This window comes from Thermus thermophilus (assembly GCF_019974155.1).
In the GTDB taxonomy this organism is placed as follows: domain Bacteria; phylum Deinococcota; class Deinococci; order Deinococcales; family Thermaceae; genus Thermus; species Thermus thermophilus_C.
In genome coordinates this window covers 67233-84483 of record NZ_AP025158.1, presented here as the reverse complement: position 1 = coordinate 84483, position 17251 = coordinate 67233, and the positions used below count along the sequence as shown (strand labels likewise).

Genomic DNA, 17251 nt, shown 5'->3' with positions numbered 1-17251 from the left:
TTGGACGCCAACGTCCTCTTCTTGGCCAGCCTCTAACTTAGGCCAGCGTGGGGTGGTATGAAACGGGGTCTGCGGGCGGCTTGGCCCATCGCCTTGGGGTATTTCCCCGTGGCCGTGGCCTTCGGCGCCTTGGGGGCGCAGGCGGGGCTCAGTCCCCTTTGGGTCCAGCTCACCTCCCTCCTGGTCTTCGCCGGGGCCAGCCAGTTCGCCCTGGTGGGGCTTTTGGCCCAGGGGGTCCCGCCCTTGTTGGCGGCCCTTTTGGGCCTTCTCCTCAACCTGCGCCACGCCTTCTACGGCCCCGCCCTGAGGCCCTACCTGAAGGGAGGTCCCGTGGAGGCCTTCTTCCTCACCGACGAGGTCTTCGCCGTGGCCTTGAGGGCCCTTCCCACCCTTCCCCCGGGGGAAAGGCGGGGCTACTTCCTGGGCTTGGGCCTCGGCGCCTACCTCTCCTGGAACCTGGGCACCGCCCTCGGGGCCTTGGGGGCCCAGGGGCTACTGGCCTTTCCGGGTTTGGGGGAGGCCCTTTCCTTCGCCCTTCCCGCCCTTTTCTTCCTCCTGGCCCTGCCCCACCTGAAGAACCCCGTGGCCCTGCTGGCGGGCGGGGTGGCCCTGGGCTTCCACCTCCTGGGCCAGACGGCCTGGGGCCTCTTCCTGGCGGGGGTCATCGGGCTTCTTGGAAAGGGATTGGGCGAAAGGAGGCGTCCATGACCTTGGCCCTTCTCCTTCTGGCCCTGGGCACCTTTCTCCTCCGGTTCCTGCCCTGGCGGGCGGAAAAAGGCCTAAAGGCGGGCCAGGCGGGGCCCGCCTTGGTGGTGGCCCTTTTCCTGGTTTCCGCCTTCGGCCCGCCCCCTTCCTCCGAGTGGCTCCGCGCCCTCCTGGCCCTTCTTGGCACCTACATGGGGGCGCGCCTCACGGGAAATCTGGGCCTTGCCGTCTTCCTGGGGGCGGGGCTTTACGGGCTTCTTGGCCTTCTCTAGCGGTTCAGGATGTGGATGGCCCGCTTGTGGAAGGCCTCCGCCGCCTCCATGAGGCTTTCCGAGAGGGTGGGGTGGGGGTGGACGGTGAGGGCGAGGTCGGTGAGGGTGGCCCCCATCTCCAGGGCCAAGGCGGCCTCGGCGATGAGCTCCCCCGCCTGGGGCCCCACGATGAAGACCCCGAGGAGGAGGTCCGTCTCCTCGTCCCCCACCACCTTGACCATCCCCTCGGCCCCGCCCAGGGTGAGGGCGCGCCCCGATGCGGCCAGGGGAAACTTCCCCACCTTTACCCTGTAGCCCGCCCGCCTCGCCTCCTCCTCGGTGAGGCCCACCCCGGCCCACTCGGGGGAGGTGTAGACCACGCTCGGGACCTGGTAGTCAAAGGCGCTGTCCTTGCCGGCGGCGTTCTCGGCGGCGATGAGCCCCTCCCGCATGGCCTTGTGGGCGAGGAGCGGAGGGCGGGCCGCGTCGCCGATGGCGTAGACCCCGGGGACGGAGGTCTCCATTCGGGCGTTTACCCGGATGAAGCCCCGCGCGTCCACCTCCACCCCGGCCCTTTCCAGGCCCAGGCCCTCCGTGCGGGGCTTCCGGCCCACGGCCACCAGGATCTTGTCCACCACCACCTCCTCGCCCCCGCCCCCCTCGGCGGCCTCGAGGCGCACGTGGAGGCCGTCCCCCTTCTTCTCGTAGCCCACGGCCTTGGTCTTGGTGCGGACCCTTATCCCCTCCTTTTCCAGGGCGCGCCTTAGGAGGGCGGCGGTCTCGGGGTCGCCCTGGGGGAGGATCTCCGGCATGTACTCAATGAGGGTGACCTCCGCCCCCAGGCGGCGGTAGATCTGGCCGAACTCCAGCCCCACCGCTCCCCCGCCGATGACGAGAAGCCTCTTGGGGATCCCTTCCTCCACCTTCAGGGCTCGGGTGGAGTCCCAAATGTCCTCCCCGAAGGGGAAGCCCTTAAGCTCCAGGGGCTCGCTCCCCGTGGCGAGGATCAGGCTTTTCGCCCCGTAACGCTCGCCCCCCACCTCCACCTCCTTGGGGCCCACCAAGCGGGCGAAGCCCCGGAGGAGCTCCACCCCGTTCCCCTTGAGGAGGGTGCCCACGCCCCCGGTGAGCTTGTTCACCACCTGGTCCCGCCAGCCGCCGAGCCTCTTCAGGTCCAGCTCCGGCTTGGCCTTCAGGCCAAACCCCTCGGCCACCTTCAGGTGGTGGAGGGTCTCGGCGGCGTGGAGGAGGGCCTTGGTGGGGATGCAGCCCACGTTGAGGCAGACACCCCCCACCTCGGCGGCCTCCACCGCCAGCACCTTGAGGCCGAGCTGGGCCGCCCGGATGGCGGCGTGGTAGCCGCCCGGGCCCGTGCCGATCACGATGAGGTCGTAGGTCTTCATGGGCGTCATCCTACATTTCCAGAAGGAGGAGGTCGGGGTTTTCCAGGAGCCTGATGACCTCCCGGGTGAACATGGCCGCCTCGGCCCCGTCCACGAGGCGGTGGTCAAAGGAGAGGGAGAGGAACATGATGTCCCGCGGTCTTATGGAGCCGTCTGGCATGACCCAGGGGCGCTTCCTTATGGAGTGCACGCCGAGGATGGCCGCGTCCGGCAGGTGGATGATGGGGAAGCTCAAGGTGGCCCCCACGGAGCCGATGTTGGTGATGGTGAAGCTGGACCCCGTGACCTCCTCCGGGGAAAGGCGCCCCTCCCGGGCCTTCTGGGAGAGCTCGGCGATCTCCCGGGCGAGCTCCAAGACGCTCTTCCGGTCCGCGTCCCGCACCACGGGGACGATGAGGCCCCGCTCGGTGGCCACGGCGAGGCCGATGTGGTAGTAGCGCTTGTAGACGATCTCCTGCCGTTCCTCGTCCAGGCTGGTGTTCAGCATAGGGAACTTCTTCAGGGCCCGCACCACCGCCTTGACGATGAAGGGGAGGTAGGTGAGCCTGACCCCTTGGGCCTCGGCCTCGGGCTTGAGGCGTTCGCGAAGGGCCACGAGCTCCGTGAGGTCCGCCTCGTCCACGTTGAGGGTGCGCACCGTGTAGAGGTGGCTCTGCCAGAGCCCCTGGGCGATGGTGCGGCGGATCCCCCTTAAAGGCACCCGCTCCTCCAGGTGCTCGTACCCCTTGGGCGGGGCGTACTTGGGCGGGGGCGGGAAGCCGGAAGGGGGCGCCTGGGGCGCCTCTGGGGAAGGCGCTTGCGCCGGGGACGGGGCCTTTTTCCGCTCGGCGTAGGCCCGCACGTCCTCCACCCGGACCCTGCCCAGAGGCCCCGAGCCCGGCACCTCCTCAATGGGGATCCCGAGCTCCCGGGCCAGCTTCCGGGCGGCGGGGACGGCGAGGACCCGCCCCGGCCTCGCTCCCTCCTGGGGCTTTTCGGAGAGGAAGGGGTTTTTCACCGCCACCTGGGTGGGGTCCGGCTTGAAGAGGGAGAGGTCCTCCTTCTCCTCCTTCGCGGGCAGGCCCGGCTCCACGATGGAGCGCTCTTCCACCGCCTGCACCGGGGGGGCTTCCGCCGCCTCGCCGGGCTCGGCGATGAGGGCGATGGGGGCGTGCACCTTGACCACCTCCCCCTCCTTGGCCAGCTTCTTCAGGAGCACCCCCTCGTAAGGGGAGGGGAGCTCCACCGTGACCTTGTCGGTCATGACCTCCACGAAGGGCTGGTCCTTCTTGAGGTAGTCCCCTTCCTCCACCAGCCACTTCAGGATCTCGCCTTCCACCACGCTTTCGGCGAGTTCGGGCATGAGGATTTCCTTGGGCATGGTCCTCCCTTCACAGATCCAGGAGTGGTTGCAGTTCCTTACGGTCTATCCCACGGGCTTCCGCCACCGCCTTTAGGATTCCGGCCAAGGTTCCCACCTTTAGCGGGCGATGAAGGGGGATGGTGATGGCATGAGGACCGCTAGGGCCTTCCCAGGTCATGCGCACGTGGCTTCCCGTTTGCCGCTCCACACGATGGCCCAGGCGGGCTAACCTCTTGACAAGTTCCTCCCCGGTGAGGTCGCGGGGAAGCCTCACGGGGTAAGGACCTCCTCGCGGACGAAGTGCAGGCGAATGACGGGAGGCGCCTCTTTGCCGAAGTGGCACCGGACCGCATCCCGGACCATCTCCTTAAGTTCCTCCCAAGTTTCTCCCTCCGTGAAGATGGCTTCCCCTAGGGCGCGGGCCACAAACCCCCCCTCTTCCGCTTCCTCCACTAGGAAGATGATTTCCCTCATATCAGTAGTCTAGCGCCCGCTTGGCGGCGTTCAGGATGCGGGTGACGGTGGGCAGGTAGAGCTTGTCCTGGGCGTAGGGGTAGGGGGTGTCAAACCCTGTGACCCGGATGGGCGGGGCGAGGAGCATGTCCAGGAGGTCCTCGGCGATGGTGGCCGCCACCTCGCTCACGAAGCTCGCGTGCCTAGGGGCGTCGGAGACCAGGATGACCCTACCCGTCTTGGCCACGGAGTTCATCACCGCCTCGTAGTCCCAGGGCATGAGGGTGCGGAGGTCCAACACCTCGGCGGAAACCCCCGCCTTTTCCAGCTCTTCCGCCGCCTGCAAGACCTCGGGCATCACGGTGCCGTAGCCGATGAGGGTGAGGTCCTTCCCCTCGCGCCTCAGGGCCGCTTTGCCGATGGGGAGGGTGTAGTCCTCCTCGGGCACCTCCTCCTTCACCGAGCGGTAGAGCCTCTTGGGCTCCAGGAAGACCACGGGGTCCTCGTCGCGGATGGCGGCCTTGAGGAGGCCCTTGGCGTCATAGGGGGTGGAGACGGCCACCACCTTGAGCCCGGCGGTGTGGACGAAGTGGGCCTCGGGGCTTTGGGAGTGGTGGTGCCCGCCCCTCACCCCGCCCCCGGAGGGCATCCGCACCACCAAGGGCGCGGTGAACTGGCCCCCCGAGCGGTAGCGGAGCTTGGCCACTTGGCTTACGAGCTGGTCAAAGCCCGGGAAGATGTAGTCGGCGAACTGGATCTCGGCCACGGGCCTCAGGCCGTGGGCCGCCATGCCCAAAGCGGCCCCCACGATGGCCGCCTCGGAGAGGGGGGTGTCCATGACCCGGTCGGGGCCGTACTTCTGGAGAAGCCCCTCGGTCACGAGGAAGACCCCGCCCCTTTTCCCCACGTCCTCCCCCAGGACCACCACCCGGGGGTCCTTGGCCATCTCCTCGTCCAGGGCCCGGTTCAGGGCCTGCACCATGGTCATGAGGGCCATACCCACCCCCTAGAGTTCCTCCTTGAGAAGGGCTTCCTGGCGCAGGAGGTGCCAGGGCTTCTCGGCGAAGACGTCCGCAAACATCCACTCGGGGGGCACGGGGCCCGCTTCTTCCGCCTCCTCGAGGCCCCGTTCCAGCTCGGCCCGGATCTCCTCCCGCACGTCCTCCTCCCACTCCTCGTTCCAGAGGCCCCTGGCCTCGAGGAAGCGCCGGAAGCGGGGGATGGGGTCCTTCTTCCGCCAGAAGGCCACCTCCTCCTTGGGCCGATAGCGGCTGTCGTCGTCGGCGGAGGAGTGGGGCCCGTAGCGGTAGACCCTGAGCTCCACGAGGCTTGGGCCCTCCCCCCTTCTCGCCCGCTCCACCGCCTCCTTGACCACGTAGTAGCTCGCCAGCACGTCCATCCCGTCCACCAGGTAGCCGGGGATGCCGAAGGCGTGGGCCTTCTCGGCGATGGTGGGGCTGTGGGTCTGGTGGCGGTAGTCCACGCTGATGGCGTAGAAGTTGTTCTCGGCGATGAAGACCGCCGGGGCCCCCTGCACGGCGGCGAAGTTGATCCCGGCGTACCAGTCCCCTTCGCTCGTGGCCCCGTCCCCGAAGGTGCAGACCGCCACCTGGCCCGTGCGGAGGAGCTTCATGCTGATGGCGGCCCCCACGGCGGGGGGGACGTGGGAGGCGATGGGGCTCGCCACGGTGAAGTAGTGGAGGGCCTTGGAGCCCGGGTGCTCGGGCATCTGGCGGCCCTTGTTGGGGTCGGCCTTGGTGGCGAGCATCTGGCCGAAGAGCTCCTTGAGGGGGATCCCTAGGGCCAGGGCCAGGCCGTGGTCGCGGTAGTAGGGGAAGACCCAGTCAAAACCCGGCCGGATGGCGTGGGCGATGGCCACCTGGGCGGCCTCGTGCCCCGCGGCCGGGGCGATGAAGCTGGTCTTGCCCGTGCGGATGAGGATGGTGTAGCGCTCGTCCAGCATCCGGGCCGCCAGCATGTCCCGGTAGAGCCTCCGTAGCTTCTCCCCCTCGAGGTCCAAGGGGAAGTCCCCAAGCCACTCCCCTTCCTCCCCGATGAGCCTTATGGGCTCCTCGGTGAAGGGTTGGAACCGATGGGTCTCCTTGACCATGACACCCTCCTTCTTGGCGCTTGTGGCGCCGGGAAGCCCGCCCTGGGTAAGGGCTTCGGGCCTCCTTTTCGGGGGTGGGGCTGGATCCCACTTTCCCTTCCCCCTGAGTATACCGGGTTAGGATCAGGGGGTGCGGCTTCGGGTGGTGGCCGTGGGACGGCCCCGGCTGGCCTACGCCCGGCTCGGGGTGGAGGAGTACGCGAGGCGCATGCGGAGGTACGCCCCTTTGGACCTGGTCTTCGTTCGGAGAGGGGAGGAGCTCCTCCCCAAGGCGGAGGGCCACCGGAAGGTGGTCCTGGACGAGCGGGGGAGGCTCTTGACCACCGAGGAGCTCTACCGGAGGCTCCTTGCCTGGGAGGGGGAGCGGGTGGCCTTCCTCGTGGGCGGGGCCGAGGGGCACCCGGAGGCGGTGCGGCGGGAGGCGGACCTCCTCCTTGCCCTCTCCCCCCTCACCTTGCAGCACGAGCTCGCCCTCCTCGTCCTCATGGAGCAGCTCTACCGCGTCCTCACCTTGCGGGCGGGGCACCCCTACCACCGGCCATGACCTACGAGGCCTTCGTAAAGCTGGTGGAGAGGCTTTGGGAGGAGGTCCCCGAGGAGTTCAAGCGGGGGCTTCAGGGGGTGCACGTCCTACCTCAGGCCAAGCCGGAGCCAGGGCTTGAGGGGGTGTGGCGCCTGGGGGAGTACCTGGACCCGGGGCCGCCTTCGGCCTTCGGGGGGTTTGAGGGCTTGGGGCGGCACATCGCCCTCTACTACGGCTCTTTTTTGGAGGTGGCGGGGGAGGGGTTTGACTGGGAGGCCGAGGTGTGGGAAACCCTCCTCCACGAGCTTAAGCACCACCTGGAGTCCCTGGCGGGGCGGGACGACCTCGTCCGGGAAGACCTCAGGCGCCTGGACGCCTTTCGCCGGGGCGGGCCTTCTGGGGAAGGGTAGGGGCCTCCTCGGCGAGGGGCCTGCGCTCGGCGAAGCCCCCGGAGAGGGGGTGGTAGTGGGCCACCTCGGGCTCCCCCTCCTGCCAGCAGAGGAAGACCACCTCGCCCCCAAGGCGGGCGGGGAAGTCCACCAGGCCCCGGTCCAGGTCCTTGAGGAAGACGCCCAGGGAGGCCAGGTAGCGGGCGTCGGCCTCGAGGGAGCCCAGGAGGAAGCGGACCTCCTCCTCCAGGGCCCGCCGCTCAAGCCCCCGGGCCTCGGGAAGGCGGGCCTGGGCCTCCTTGAGCTCCGCCCGGGCCTGGCGCATCTGGGAGAGGACCCTCTGGATCTCGGGCAGGAGGGCGTCCGCTTCTTCCTTGGTGAAGATGCGGGCGAACATACCTGCCCCTATCCTAGCACATCTGCTTGGGAAAATCTAAGCCTACCTCACTCATACCCCTGGGGCTGGGGCCCCCGTGCCGGCGCAAGCCCGCATGGGGTGGGTTAAAGGAGGGGCAAAAGCTCCACCTCCCCCGCCCCCACCCGCACCCCGTCCACGAGGAGGCTCCCGTCGGGGAGGACGTCCTCGGCCAGGCCCTCCACCACCCCTTTGCCCGTGCGCACCCGCACCCTTCGCCCCAGGGTGTAGGAGGCCTGGCGGTAGCGGTCCAGAAGGGCTTCCGGGGTTTCCAGGAGGGGAAGGAGGGCCTCCAGCCTCAGGAGGAAGCCTTCCAGGACCTCCCGCCGGGAGAGGGGGGCGAACTCCTGGAGGAAGGCCGCCCCCTCCGGCGCCCAGGCCACGTTCACCCCCACGCCCAGGAGGGCGTAGGCCACCTCCTCCCCCTCGGCCTTGGCCTCCAGGAGCACCCCGGCGAGCTTGCGCCCGTCTTGGGCCAGGAGGTCGTTAGGCCACTTGAGACCCCCCACCCCCACCCCTTCCCACAGGGCGAGGCCCGCGAGGAGGGGCAAAAGCCCGAGGGCGGGGAGGGGGAGGCTTGGCCTTAGGAGGAGGGAGAAGGTGAGGCTTCCCCCAGGGCGGCTTTCCCAGGGGCGGCCCCGCCTGCCCCGGCCCCGTTCCTGGACCTCGGCGAGGACCAGGGCCCCCTCGGGGGCGCCCTCCTCCGCCCAGGCCCTTAGGACGTCCTGGGTGCTCCCCACCCGGCCCAGGTAGCGGTAGGGCCTCCCCAGGCGGCCTTGGGGGCGGAAGAGGTGGGGGAGGGGGGTCCCGGGGAGGATGCGGTAGCCCCGGCGGGAGACCTCCACGGGGTAGCCTTCCACCCGGAGCCGCCCGGCCTCCTTGGAGACGGCGGCCCGGCTCACCCCCAAGGCTCGGGCCAGGGCCTCGCCGCTTTGCCAGGACTCCGTGAGGAGGTCCAAAAGCCCGGGCATCCCTCAGGCCAGCTCCACCTGGGAGAGGTCCCCGAGGATGAGGCGGTGGGCCCGGGGGAGGCCGTTTCGGCTCTTCACCTCGGCTTGGACGCCGAGGATGCACTCCTGGAGGCGGAGGCGGACCTCCTCCACCACGGCCTCCTCCTCTAGGAGGGAGTACTCCACCTCCGACCGCACCACCCGGGCCCGGGGCCCCACGGAGGTGAAGGGGCCCACGAAGGCCTCCTCCACCACGGCGCCCGCGCCGATGTGGGCGGGGCCGATCACGGTGCTCCGCACCACCTTCGCCCCCTTCTCCACCACCACCCGGCCCGTGAGCTGGCTCTCCACCACGTCCCCCTCCACCTTGGGGGTGAGCTCCTCGAGGAGGAGCCGGTTCGCGTCCAGGAGGTCCCGGTGGCGGCCCGTGTCCTTCCACCAGCCCTCCACCTCCACGCCCACCACCGTTTTGCCCCGGTCAATGAGGCCCTGGAGGGCGTCGGTGATCTCGTACTCCCCCCGGGCGGAGGGCTTGAGGCCCCGGACGACCTCCAAAACCTCGGGGGAGAAGACGTAGACCCCGGCCACCGCCAGGTCCGAGGGGGGATCCTTGGGCTTTTCCAAAAGCCGCACCACCCGGTGGCCCTCCAGGACGGCCACGCCGAACTGCCTTGGGTCTTCCACCCGTACCAGGGCGATGACGGCGCTCACGCCGGGCTTGAAGGCCCCCAGGAAGCGCCGGATGCCCTTTTGGAAGAGGTTGTCCCCCAGGTAGAGGACGAAGGGGCTTTCCCCCAGGAAGTCCCGGGCCACGTCCACCGCGTGGGCCAGCCCCTGGGGTTCCTCCTGAAGGACATAGCGGACGGGGTAGCCCTCGAGGGCCACCTTCAGGTCCCGCTCGGTCTCCGGGGAGACCACGACCCCGATCTCCCGGACCCCGGCCTCCAGGAGGTTCTCCACGGCGTAGTGGATGATGGGCCGCCCCGCCACCCGGATGGCGGGCTTGGGGCGGGTGTGGGTCAGGGGACGAAGCCTCGTGCCCCTTCCCGCGGCCAGGATGAGCCCTTTCATGCCCTAAAGCATACCCCGTAGAATAAGGTAAGGATGTCCAGCGCCCTCTTGAGGGTGGCCTACGCCTACGACAGGCTGAGGGCCCACCCGCCCGAGGTGGCGGGCCAGATCGCCACGGCCATGGCCTCCGCGGTGCACCCGAAGGGGGAGGAGCCCGTGTTCCTGGAGCTCGGGGTGGGCACGGGGCGCATCGCCCTTCCCCTCATCGCCCGGGGGTACCGGTACATCGCCCTGGATGCCGATGCCGCCATGCTGGAGGTCTTCCGCCAGAAGATCGCGGGGGTGGACCGCAAGGTCCAGGTCGTCCAGGCGGACGCCCGGGCCATCCCCCTCCCGGACGAGAGCGTCCACGGGGTCATCGTCGTCCACCTCTGGCACCTCGTCCCCGACTGGCCCAAGGTCCTGGCCGAGGCCATCCGGGTCCTGAAGCCCGGGGGCGCCCTTCTGGAGGGGTGGGACCAGGCGGAGGAAAGCCCGGAGTGGACCCTCCAGGAGCGCTGGCGCGCCTTCGCCGCCGAGGAGGGCTTTCCCGTGGAGCGGGGGCTTCACGCCAAGCGGCTTAAGGAGGTGGAGGAGGCCCTGCGGCGCTTGGGCCTCAAGCCCAGGACGCGGGAGGTGGCCCGCTGGCGGGAGGAAAGGACGCCGCGGGAGGCCCTCGAGGCCCTCTCGGAGCGGCTCTACTCCTTCACCCAAGGCCTCCCCGAGCCCGTCCACGCCCGGGTGATGGAGCGGCTTTGGGCCTGGGCCGAGGCGGAGCTCGGCGACCTGGACCGGCCCTTCCCCGTGGAGAAGAGGTTCCTCCTGCGCGTCTCCCGTCTGGGGTAGACCCTTAGACCCAGCTCACCGCTCCGAAGGTGTCCTCCCGCCTGGGGCTCGTGGAGAAGAGGACCACGGGGACCCCGGTGTGCTCCTCCACGAGCTCCAGGTAGCGGAGGAGGTTTGCGGGGAGGTCCTCCCGGCGCCTCACGTGGGAGAGGTCGCCCCAGCCCGGAAGCTCCAGGTAGCGCACCGCCTCCGGGCTCGCCTCCCCCGGGCGGGCCCCGTCCAGGTACTCCACGGCCACCTTGACCTTCTCCAGCCCGGAGAGCACGTCCAGCTTGGTGAGGACGAGGCCGTCAAAGCCGTTCACCTCGCAGGCGTACCGGAGGGCCACCAGGTCCAGCCAGCCCACCCTCCTGGGCCTTCCCGTGGTGGTGCCGTACTCGCCGCCCTTTTCTCGGAGGTGGTGGGCGAGCTCCCCCTGGAGCTCCGTGGGGAAGGGGCCTTCTCCTACCCTCGTGGTGTAGGCCTTGGCCACCCCGTAGACCTTGGTGATGGCCTTGTGGGAGAGGCCCGTCCCCACCAGGATCCCCCCCACCGTGGGGTGGGAGCTCGTGACGTAGGGGTAGGTGCCGTAGTTCAGGTCCAGCAGGGTGGCCTGGGCTCCTTCAAAGAGGAGGCGCTTCCCCTTGCGCCAGGCCTCCCGGAGGAGGCTCCCCGTGTCGGCGATGTAGGGGCTCAGGATCTCCCGCATGCGGTGGAGGTCGGCGAGGGCCTTTTCCTCCGTGTCCCAGCCCGCCTCCCGGGTGGAGTTGGGCTTCTCGGCGAGGAGGCGGCGCACCCTCTCCCTCAAGGTGGCCTCGTCCAAAAGGTCCCCGGCCCGGATCCCCACCCTTCTCGCCCGGTCGGAGTAGGCGGGGCCGATGCCGCGCCCCGTGGTGCCCACGAAGTTGTGGCGGCTTTCCACGTGCTTGTGGTGGGGGAGGACGAGGTGGGCCCTTTCCGAGACCAGGATCTTGGGGTCAAACCCCTCCTTCCGCAGGCCTTCCACCTCCTCCTGGAAGCGGAAGGGGTCAATGACCATCCCGTCGGCCAGGACGTTCACCGCGTGGGGGTGGATGACCCCCGAGGGCAGGAGGTTGAGCTTGAAGACCTTGCCCTCGGCCACCACGGTGTGGCCGGCGTTGGCCCCGCCTTGGTAGCGGATCACGTAGTCGGCTTCCCGGGCCAGGACGTCCACCACCTTGCCCTTGCCCTCGTCGCCCCACTGCGCCCCGATGATGGCGATCCCCGGCATCCCCCTAAAGCTTACGCCCCCTCCTCCAGAAGGGCCAACTCCTCCGGGGTGAGGACGATCCTTAAGGCCTCGGCGTTGGCGCGGGCCTGGGCCTCGTTCTTGGCTCCCGGGATGGGGAGGGCGCCCTTTTCCACGAGGTAGCGGAGGGCGATGGCCGAAGGGCTCACCCCCTTGGCCTCCGCCAGGCGGAGGAGGCGGGGGAGAAGCCCCTTGAGCCTTCCCAGAAAGGGCCGGTACTTGCGCCCCCGGTAGTCCCTCGGGGGGTTTTCCGGGCTCAGCTTCCCCGTGAGCCAGCCCATGGCCAGGGGGCTGTAGGCCATGAGGGCGATGCCCTCCCGGCGCAGGTGGGGAAGGTGGGGCTCCCAGGCCCTTTGCAGGAGGTTGTACTCCACCTGGAGGGCGAGAAGGGGCACCCCGTGGGCCTCGAGGACCCCCTTCACCTCCTCCAGCTGGGCCAAGGAGACGTTGCACACCCCCACCCCCCGGGCCAGGCCCCTCTCGTAGGCCTCCGCCAGGGCCTCGGCCCAGACCCTTAAGGGCACGGGGGGCCAGGGCCAGTGGAGGAGGTAGAGGTCCACGGCCTCCACCCCAAGCCGCAGAAGGCTTCCCCGGAGGGCCCTTAGCAGGTCCTTCCGGGAGAGGCGCCAGGGGTAGGGGAAGAACTTGGTGACGAGGTAGGGCCTCTCCCCGCCCTCCGCCATGAAGCGGCCAAGGAGCCTCTCCGAGAGGCCGAAGCCGTAGAACTCCGCGGTGTCAAAGAGGCGGAGGCCCGCCTCGAGGCTCGCCCGGTAAGCCTCAAAGAGCTCCCTTTCCCCGTAGCCCCGGCCGTAGCCCCAGAAAAGCCGGTCCCCCCAGGCCCAGGTGCCCACGCCCATGGCGTGTCCAAAAAGAGGGTTCATGTCAGGCGGAAGGGGTTGAAGTCCGTGTCCCGGTCGTAGACGTCCAGGCCCTCGGCCCGCTTCAGGAAGCCCACCACGGCGTAGGTGACGGGGAGCATGAGGGCTTCCACCCCGAGCTTGAAGGCGTAGTTGGAGAGGAAGACGGCGAGGAGGACCTCGTTCGGGAAGACCCCATAGAAGGCCACGAGGAGGAAGACCCCGGTGTCCAGCCCCTGGCCTACCAGGGTGGAGGCGAGGGCCCGAAGCCAGAAGAAGCGCCCCTCCGTCCGCACCTTCAGCTTGGCGAGGACGTAGGCGTTGGCGAACTCCCCGAGGAAGTAGGCCGTGAGGCTTCCCAAGACGATCCTCGGGGTGAGGCCGAGGAGGAGGCCGAAGGCCTCGCCGAGGCGTTGGCTCTCCCCGTCGGGCGGGGCGGGGAGGGCGGCCACCGCTTGGAAGGTGAGGGTGGCGAGGAGGAGGGCGAGGAAGCCGATCCAGATGACCCTACGGCTTTTCCGGTAGCCGTAGACCTCGGTGAGGACGTCCCCGAAGATGTAGGCCAGGGGGAAGAGGAGGGTGCCCCCGTCAAAGGTGAAGGGCCCCAGGACCACGAGCTTGGTGGAGGCCACGTTGGAGACGAGGAGGACCGTGGCGAAGAGGGCGGTGAGGAGGTCCAGGTACCTCATTCCTGGTCAACTATAGCGCACTCCGGCCCTCCACCAGGAGGAGGACCTAAGCTTCCCCTCCACCCCTCCTACGATCCCCCGAAGAGGATGTGGGCTTGAAGCGAGAGAGGTCCCTCGGCACCTCGCGCCCAAGGAGGGGAAGGAAGAGGCCTGCCCTCAAGACCCTCCAGGGATTGGCGCCAAAGGAGTTCCTTCCCTCGGTTGACCCCTCTTGGCTCCCCGGTGAGCCCTGAAGGCTTGAAAGCAAGGAGAGGTGGCGCTTCGCCCTCCCGATCTCCCGGGAAAGCCTGCGCCTCAGGTAGGGGTTGCGCTCCTGCGCTCTTTTGGCCCGGAGTTCCTGCACCCTGGAGGCGTAGAAGCCCTGGACGTGGCCCCTGAAGCGTTCGTCCCGGAGAAGCCTCTCGTACCCTCTGGGAAGCTTCTCCCTGAACCCCAAGGCCCTCCTCCCGATCACGTAGGCGGCGGCCACGTCCTTGGAGAGGGAAAGCTGCGGGGCGTACTTGAGCATCCCGATGGTGGAGGTGTCCCGCGGGTTCACCTCCACCACCTGGACCCCTCTCTTCCGGGCCAAGGAGTGGACCTTCCGGAGAAGGGAGGCGTAGGCGAAGCGGTGTTGCTTCCCGCGGAAAGCCCTCCCCGAGCCGTCACCCCTCCTGGACTTCCTCAGGTACTTCAGGGATGTGGACCCCCTAGACTAGACGCCAACTTTGATGTAGGATGACCCCATCCGGGAGGTTAGTGAAGAAGCCCAAAGCGGTACCCCCACAGGTTAAGTTTCAAGCAGCTCTGGAGGCCATCAAGGGGGAGAAGAGCCTGGTGGAACTCGCCCGCATCTACAATGTCCACCCCAACACCATCGTGAAGTGGAAGGCGGAGCTCATGGAGAAGGGGGCCACCATCTTCTCCAACGAGACCCAAGGTCAGCCCGTCAGGGCTAGCTTGTGAAGGAGCTGGAGAAGAAGATCCGCGACCTGGAACAGCTCATCGGCAAAAAGGAAGTGGAGATCGCCCTCCTAAAAAAGCCGAACCTACGCTTCGCGTGACCCTAGGGCAGGGGAGGTAAAGCGGATGACCCTGGGCGAGCGCATCGACCTGGCCCGCGAGGCGCTGGCCCAGGGTCTGGCTCCCCTGCCCATCGTCCTCAGCGCTCTGGAGATCCCTCGGGCCACCTGGTACTACTACCGGAAGCAGAAGGTGGGTCAGGCGAAGCCTAGCTTGGGGCGGACAGGAAGAGGGAGGAGGAGGAGCGCCGCCTCAAGAGGGCCATCGAAGAGGTCTTGCTGGAGCACCCCGAGTACGGCTACCGCCGGGTCACCAAGGAGCTCCACAGAAAGGGCATTCTGGTCAACCACAAACGGGTCCACCGCCTACTGCAGGACTTCCACCTCTCCCTGAAGCGCACCGTTCGGAGGCCCAAGCCCAACCCCCTGCTGCAGATCGTCCTCCTGGCCGGGGACAGAGCAGACTTGAGGGCCTCCCTTCTCAGGCAGAGGGAACCGGAGCCCTTTGAGCTCTTGTACACCGACTTCACCCTCCTGCCCTACCGGGGAGGGAAGGCCTGGTTCGTGCCCATCCTGGACCACAGAACCCGGATGGTGGTGGCCTGGGGTTTAGGGCCTTCTCCCTCGGCGGAGCTGGCCCTGGAGGCGTGGGAGGAGGCCAAGGCCTTTCTCCAGGCCGGTCGTGTCAAGAGTTATGTGTAAGAGTCTGTGTACGGGGGGCATACCGCTCCTGAAGCATCTTCTCCAGCACCTCCTTCACCTCCGAGAACCCCTTTAGTTTCCGTTCTGCCCACCTCCCTTCCTGCCTCTCTGACTCCAGGTAAAGGAGCTTGTACACCGCCTCTTCCTTAGGAAACTTGTGGTCCCGCACCTTCGTCCCCCGCCGTAGCTCCCGGATAAACCGCTCCATCAGGTTGGTGCTCCGCAGGTACGGCCAAAGCACCTTGGGGTACCCGTAGAACCGCAGGAAGGCCCCCGAATCCTGTACCCAAAGCCCCACCACCCCCGGGTACCGCGAACCCCAGGCGGCCTTCACCTCCTCCAAGGCCCTAAGGGCTTCATCCCTGCTCTCCGCCCCGTACACCCGCCTCAGGTCCTCCGCCAGCAGGCCCCGGTCCCGCGCCCGCACCTGGGACAGGCTCCACCGCACCCCGTGCACCACGCACCGCTGCCACTCCGCCTGAGGGTAGACCCTGCGGATCGCTTCAGGAAGCCCGGGCAGCCCGTCGGTGATGAAGAGCAATACCCGCCGCAGGCCCCGCTGCCAAAGCTCCCCCAGGACCCCCTCCCATCCCAGGGCGCTCTCCGTGGGCAACAGCCAGAACCCCAGGACCCGCCTCTCCCCATCAGGGGCGATGCCCAGGGCCACATACACCGTTTCCCGCACAATCCCTTCCCCTTCCCTGAAGACCTTTAAGGAAAGCCCGTCCAGGTAGACGAAGGCCATCTCCTCGGGCAAAGGCCGGGTGCGGAAGGCTCCTGCCGCCTCCAGGACTTGGTCGGTCAGAGCGCTTAGGGTCTCGTGGGAGTAGCGGTGGCCTAAGAGCAGGCTCAATATCTCGGCCGCCTTGCGCTGACTGACCCCGGCGGCGTACAAGGCCACAGCTACTTCCCCCACGTCCACCAGGCGGCGGGCGTAGGGCTTAAGGAAAGCCGGGTAATACCGAGATTCCCGATCCCTAGGGACCTTCAGGTCCACCTGGCCGAAGGTGGTCTCCAGCTTGCGGGGGTAGTAGCCGTTCCTGCGCCCCCCGTGCACCTGCAAGAAGGCTGTCCGGTCCAGCTCCAGAACCGTCTGCAGAACCTCGGCTACTGTCTCCCGCACCGCTTCCCTCAGCAAGATCCGCAAGGTATCCTGGTCCACGGGGCACCTCCTCGTGCTAAGGTGTGCCCCCCTATTAAACACGGGCCCTTACACATAAATCCTTACACGACCTCCAGGCCCAGGTGGGGAGGCTCCCCAGGGCCCTGGTGCACCATGACCAGGGGGGACCTTTCCTGAGCCACGACTGGGTGGGGACGCTTCTTCTCAGGGACGGGCAGCGGCTTTCCTACAGCCTGATGGGGGCTAAGGGAAACCCTGTGGTGGAGAGCTTTTTTGCCCGGTTCAAGGGGGAGGGAGGAGACCAGTTTTTGGAGGCCAGAAGCCTTGGGGAGCTAAAGGAGGTGGTGAAGGAGCGCCTACGCTACTACCACGAGAGCCGGTTGCACTCGGGGCTCGGTTATCGGACACCGAGGGAGGCGATGGAGGAGGCGTTGGGGCAAAGCACACAGGACATCACATGGGAGGCAGGGTGAAAGTGTCTAAGTTTAGGGGGCTGGATCACGAGACCTCCTCAGGGAGGCGCAAGGTCTGGTGCCCATGCCCATCCGCAAGCTGAGGAGCGGGTGCTACGCGCCTCACCTGCAATACCTGGCTATCCTGGGTAGGAGGGTGGTGGAGACGGTGGGCAGCATGCTCCACCATCTCTTCCCCGCCGCATCCATGCCGTTACCCCGGAGGGCTTCGCCCTGAAGGTCTTCCTCTTCGTCCTGGCCTACGACATCAGGCTCATCGCACAGAAAATCGGTTGGGTGGTAAATCGATTCAGTATCTCCCCCTTTTCGGATATTCACCTGCGTACTCACCTCACGCCACCGCCCGCAACACCCGGGTGATGGGCAGACCCGCCTGCCCAAGAAGCTGGGCCACCACGCTCCAGGCCATCACCCAAGCTTCCACTTGCAGGGCCACCGCCTTCAGCCCCCGTACCCTCCCCACCGCCTTCCAGAGGAGGGCCAGCATGTCCAGATGCCCCGGGCTCACCTCCCCAGGCCCCTCCACCCATCGGACCAGGTGGAAGAGAAAGAGGCTGAGGTCGGAGAAGGTCCTGGGCCTGCCGGGTTTTCTCTCCCCTTCTGGCAAGCGGGCTTGGAGCCATGCCTGGAGCAGGGGGACCAGTTCCTCCAGGGGCAGGGGTAGGATGGAAGGGGGCGTCTGGTGTTCTTCCACAGCTCACCAAGCGCCCCCTTTTCCTT

At 68.0% G+C, this 17251-nt stretch carries 22 protein-coding genes and 2 pseudogenes; 9 read left to right on the top strand and 15 right to left on the bottom strand.

Annotated features, from left to right (window positions below; genetic code table 11):
* Positions 1 to 57 precede the first annotated feature (57 nt).
* On the top strand, positions 58 to 708 hold the full coding sequence (locus tag TthTMY_RS00490; RefSeq protein WP_096411472.1) for an AzlC family ABC transporter permease: 651 nt from the start codon (positions 58 to 60) through the stop codon (positions 706 to 708).
* Entirely contained in the window at positions 705 to 977 is a 273-nt protein-coding gene (locus TthTMY_RS00485; protein WP_093007113.1) for an AzlD domain-containing protein, read from the top strand. The genes TthTMY_RS00490 and TthTMY_RS00485 overlap by 4 nt, the downstream gene beginning before the upstream one ends.
* Here TthTMY_RS00485 and lpdA read toward each other — a convergent pair.
* From lpdA to TthTMY_RS00455, 6 genes are all read right to left on the bottom strand, one after another.
* Positions 974 to 2359 (bottom strand): dihydrolipoyl dehydrogenase, encoded by a 1386-nt coding sequence (lpdA, locus tag TthTMY_RS00480; protein WP_172844662.1) that lies wholly within the window; start codon positions 2357 to 2359, stop codon positions 974 to 976. The two genes, TthTMY_RS00485 and lpdA, sit on opposite strands and share 4 nt — an antisense overlap.
* Positions 2360 to 2369: 10 nt before the next feature.
* The gene (locus TthTMY_RS00475) at positions 2370 to 3719 is read right to left on the bottom strand and encodes a dihydrolipoamide acetyltransferase family protein (protein WP_096411468.1); all 1350 of its coding nucleotides are present in this window, start codon (positions 3717 to 3719) and stop codon (positions 2370 to 2372) included.
* 10 nt (positions 3720 to 3729) lie between these two features.
* The gene (locus tag TthTMY_RS00470; RefSeq protein ID WP_229365151.1) at positions 3730 to 3909 is read right to left on the bottom strand and encodes a type II toxin-antitoxin system HicA family toxin; all 180 of its coding nucleotides are present in this window, start codon (positions 3907 to 3909) and stop codon (positions 3730 to 3732) included.
* A gap of 62 nt (positions 3910 to 3971) precedes the next feature.
* A complete protein-coding gene (locus tag TthTMY_RS00465; RefSeq protein ID WP_096411464.1) occupies positions 3972 to 4175 on the bottom strand; it encodes a 2-oxoisovalerate dehydrogenase in 204 nt (67 codons plus the stop codon).
* A gap of 1 nt (position 4176) precedes the next feature.
* Positions 4177 to 5151 (bottom strand): alpha-ketoacid dehydrogenase subunit beta, encoded by a 975-nt coding sequence (locus TthTMY_RS00460; RefSeq protein ID WP_096411463.1) that lies wholly within the window; start codon positions 5149 to 5151, stop codon positions 4177 to 4179.
* 9 nt (positions 5152 to 5160) lie between these two features.
* On the bottom strand, positions 5161 to 6264 hold the full coding sequence (locus tag TthTMY_RS00455) for a thiamine pyrophosphate-dependent dehydrogenase E1 component subunit alpha (protein ID WP_096411461.1): 1104 nt from the start codon (positions 6262 to 6264) through the stop codon (positions 5161 to 5163).
* Positions 6265 to 6394: 130 nt separating this feature from the next.
* Between TthTMY_RS00455 and TthTMY_RS00450 the strand changes: the two genes are divergently transcribed.
* A complete protein-coding gene (locus tag TthTMY_RS00450; RefSeq protein ID WP_096411459.1) occupies positions 6395 to 6808 on the top strand; it encodes a 23S rRNA (pseudouridine(1915)-N(3))-methyltransferase RlmH in 414 nt (137 codons plus the stop codon).
* The gene (locus tag TthTMY_RS00445; protein ID WP_096411458.1) at positions 6805 to 7197 is read left to right on the top strand and encodes a metallopeptidase family protein; all 393 of its coding nucleotides are present in this window, start codon (positions 6805 to 6807) and stop codon (positions 7195 to 7197) included. Before TthTMY_RS00450 ends, TthTMY_RS00445 begins: the two co-directional genes overlap by 4 nt.
* On the opposite strand, the gene TthTMY_RS00440 is transcribed toward TthTMY_RS00445, so the two are convergent.
* The 3 genes from TthTMY_RS00440 to TthTMY_RS00430 all read right to left on the bottom strand — a co-directional run bounded on the left by TthTMY_RS00440 (position 7148) and on the right by TthTMY_RS00430 (position 9612).
* A complete protein-coding gene (locus TthTMY_RS00440) occupies positions 7148 to 7573 on the bottom strand; it encodes a DUF2203 domain-containing protein (RefSeq protein WP_096411456.1) in 426 nt (141 codons plus the stop codon). The two genes, TthTMY_RS00445 and TthTMY_RS00440, sit on opposite strands and share 50 nt — an antisense overlap.
* A gap of 104 nt (positions 7574 to 7677) precedes the next feature.
* On the bottom strand, positions 7678 to 8562 hold the full coding sequence (locus TthTMY_RS00435) for a biotin--[acetyl-CoA-carboxylase] ligase (protein ID WP_096411454.1): 885 nt from the start codon (positions 8560 to 8562) through the stop codon (positions 7678 to 7680).
* 3 nt (positions 8563 to 8565) lie between these two features.
* Positions 8566 to 9612: a glucose-1-phosphate thymidylyltransferase gene (locus TthTMY_RS00430; protein ID WP_223903310.1), complete on the bottom strand. Its 1047-nt coding sequence runs from the start codon at positions 9610 to 9612 to the stop codon at positions 8566 to 8568.
* Between the two features lie 33 nt (positions 9613 to 9645).
* Between TthTMY_RS00430 and TthTMY_RS00425 the strand changes: the two genes are divergently transcribed.
* Positions 9646 to 10437, top strand: a complete 792-nt coding sequence (locus TthTMY_RS00425) for a class I SAM-dependent methyltransferase (protein WP_014628934.1) — start codon at positions 9646 to 9648, stop codon at positions 10435 to 10437.
* 4 nt (positions 10438 to 10441) lie between these two features.
* On the opposite strand, the gene TthTMY_RS00420 is transcribed toward TthTMY_RS00425, so the two are convergent.
* The 4 genes and pseudogenes from TthTMY_RS00420 to TthTMY_RS00405 all read right to left on the bottom strand — a co-directional run.
* Positions 10442 to 11668: an adenylosuccinate synthase gene (locus tag TthTMY_RS00420; protein WP_223903309.1), complete on the bottom strand. Its 1227-nt coding sequence runs from the start codon at positions 11666 to 11668 to the stop codon at positions 10442 to 10444.
* A gap of 11 nt (positions 11669 to 11679) precedes the next feature.
* Positions 11680 to 12567, bottom strand: a complete 888-nt coding sequence (locus TthTMY_RS00415) for an aldo/keto reductase (RefSeq protein ID WP_223903308.1) — start codon at positions 12565 to 12567, stop codon at positions 11680 to 11682.
* Entirely contained in the window at positions 12564 to 13232 is a 669-nt protein-coding gene (locus TthTMY_RS00410) for a queuosine precursor transporter (protein ID WP_096411452.1), read from the bottom strand. The genes TthTMY_RS00415 and TthTMY_RS00410 overlap by 4 nt, the downstream gene beginning before the upstream one ends.
* A pseudogene (locus TthTMY_RS00405) lies at positions 13229 to 13908 on the bottom strand (IS200/IS605 family accessory protein TnpB-related protein); the annotation flags it as partial. The gene TthTMY_RS00410 and the pseudogene TthTMY_RS00405, both read right to left, overlap by 4 nt.
* Before the next feature lie 62 nt (positions 13909 to 13970).
* Here TthTMY_RS00405 and TthTMY_RS00400 point away from each other — a divergent pair.
* Positions 13971 to 14177: a transposase gene (locus tag TthTMY_RS00400; RefSeq protein WP_096411067.1), complete on the top strand. Its 207-nt coding sequence runs from the start codon at positions 13971 to 13973 to the stop codon at positions 14175 to 14177.
* A gap of 332 nt (positions 14178 to 14509) precedes the next feature.
* Complete coding sequence (locus tag TthTMY_RS00395; protein ID WP_157745814.1) at positions 14510 to 14935, top strand: IS3 family transposase; 426 nt, start codon at positions 14510 to 14512, stop codon at positions 14933 to 14935.
* Here TthTMY_RS00395 and TthTMY_RS00390 read toward each other — a convergent pair.
* On the bottom strand, positions 14919 to 16139 hold the full coding sequence (locus TthTMY_RS00390; protein WP_096410503.1) for an IS256-like element ISTth4 family transposase: 1221 nt from the start codon (positions 16137 to 16139) through the stop codon (positions 14919 to 14921). The genes TthTMY_RS00395 and TthTMY_RS00390 overlap by 17 nt on opposite strands.
* A 107-nt stretch (positions 16140 to 16246) precedes the next feature.
* Here TthTMY_RS00390 and TthTMY_RS00385 point away from each other — a divergent pair, with 107 nt between their 5' ends.
* Both TthTMY_RS00385 and TthTMY_RS11925 read left to right on the top strand, forming a co-directional pair.
* Complete coding sequence (locus tag TthTMY_RS00385; RefSeq protein WP_096411448.1) at positions 16247 to 16531, top strand: integrase core domain-containing protein; 285 nt, start codon at positions 16247 to 16249, stop codon at positions 16529 to 16531.
* A 31-nt stretch (positions 16532 to 16562) separates the two neighbouring features.
* Positions 16563 to 16801 (top strand): annotated as a pseudogene (locus TthTMY_RS11925) (IS982 family transposase); the annotation flags it as partial.
* Positions 16802 to 16862: 61 nt separating this feature from the next.
* Here TthTMY_RS11925 and TthTMY_RS00380 read toward each other — a convergent pair.
* Positions 16863 to 17225, bottom strand: coding sequence for a hypothetical protein (locus TthTMY_RS00380; protein ID WP_096411447.1), 363 nt, complete (start codon positions 17223 to 17225; stop codon positions 16863 to 16865).
* Between the last annotated feature and the right edge of the window lie 26 nt (positions 17226 to 17251).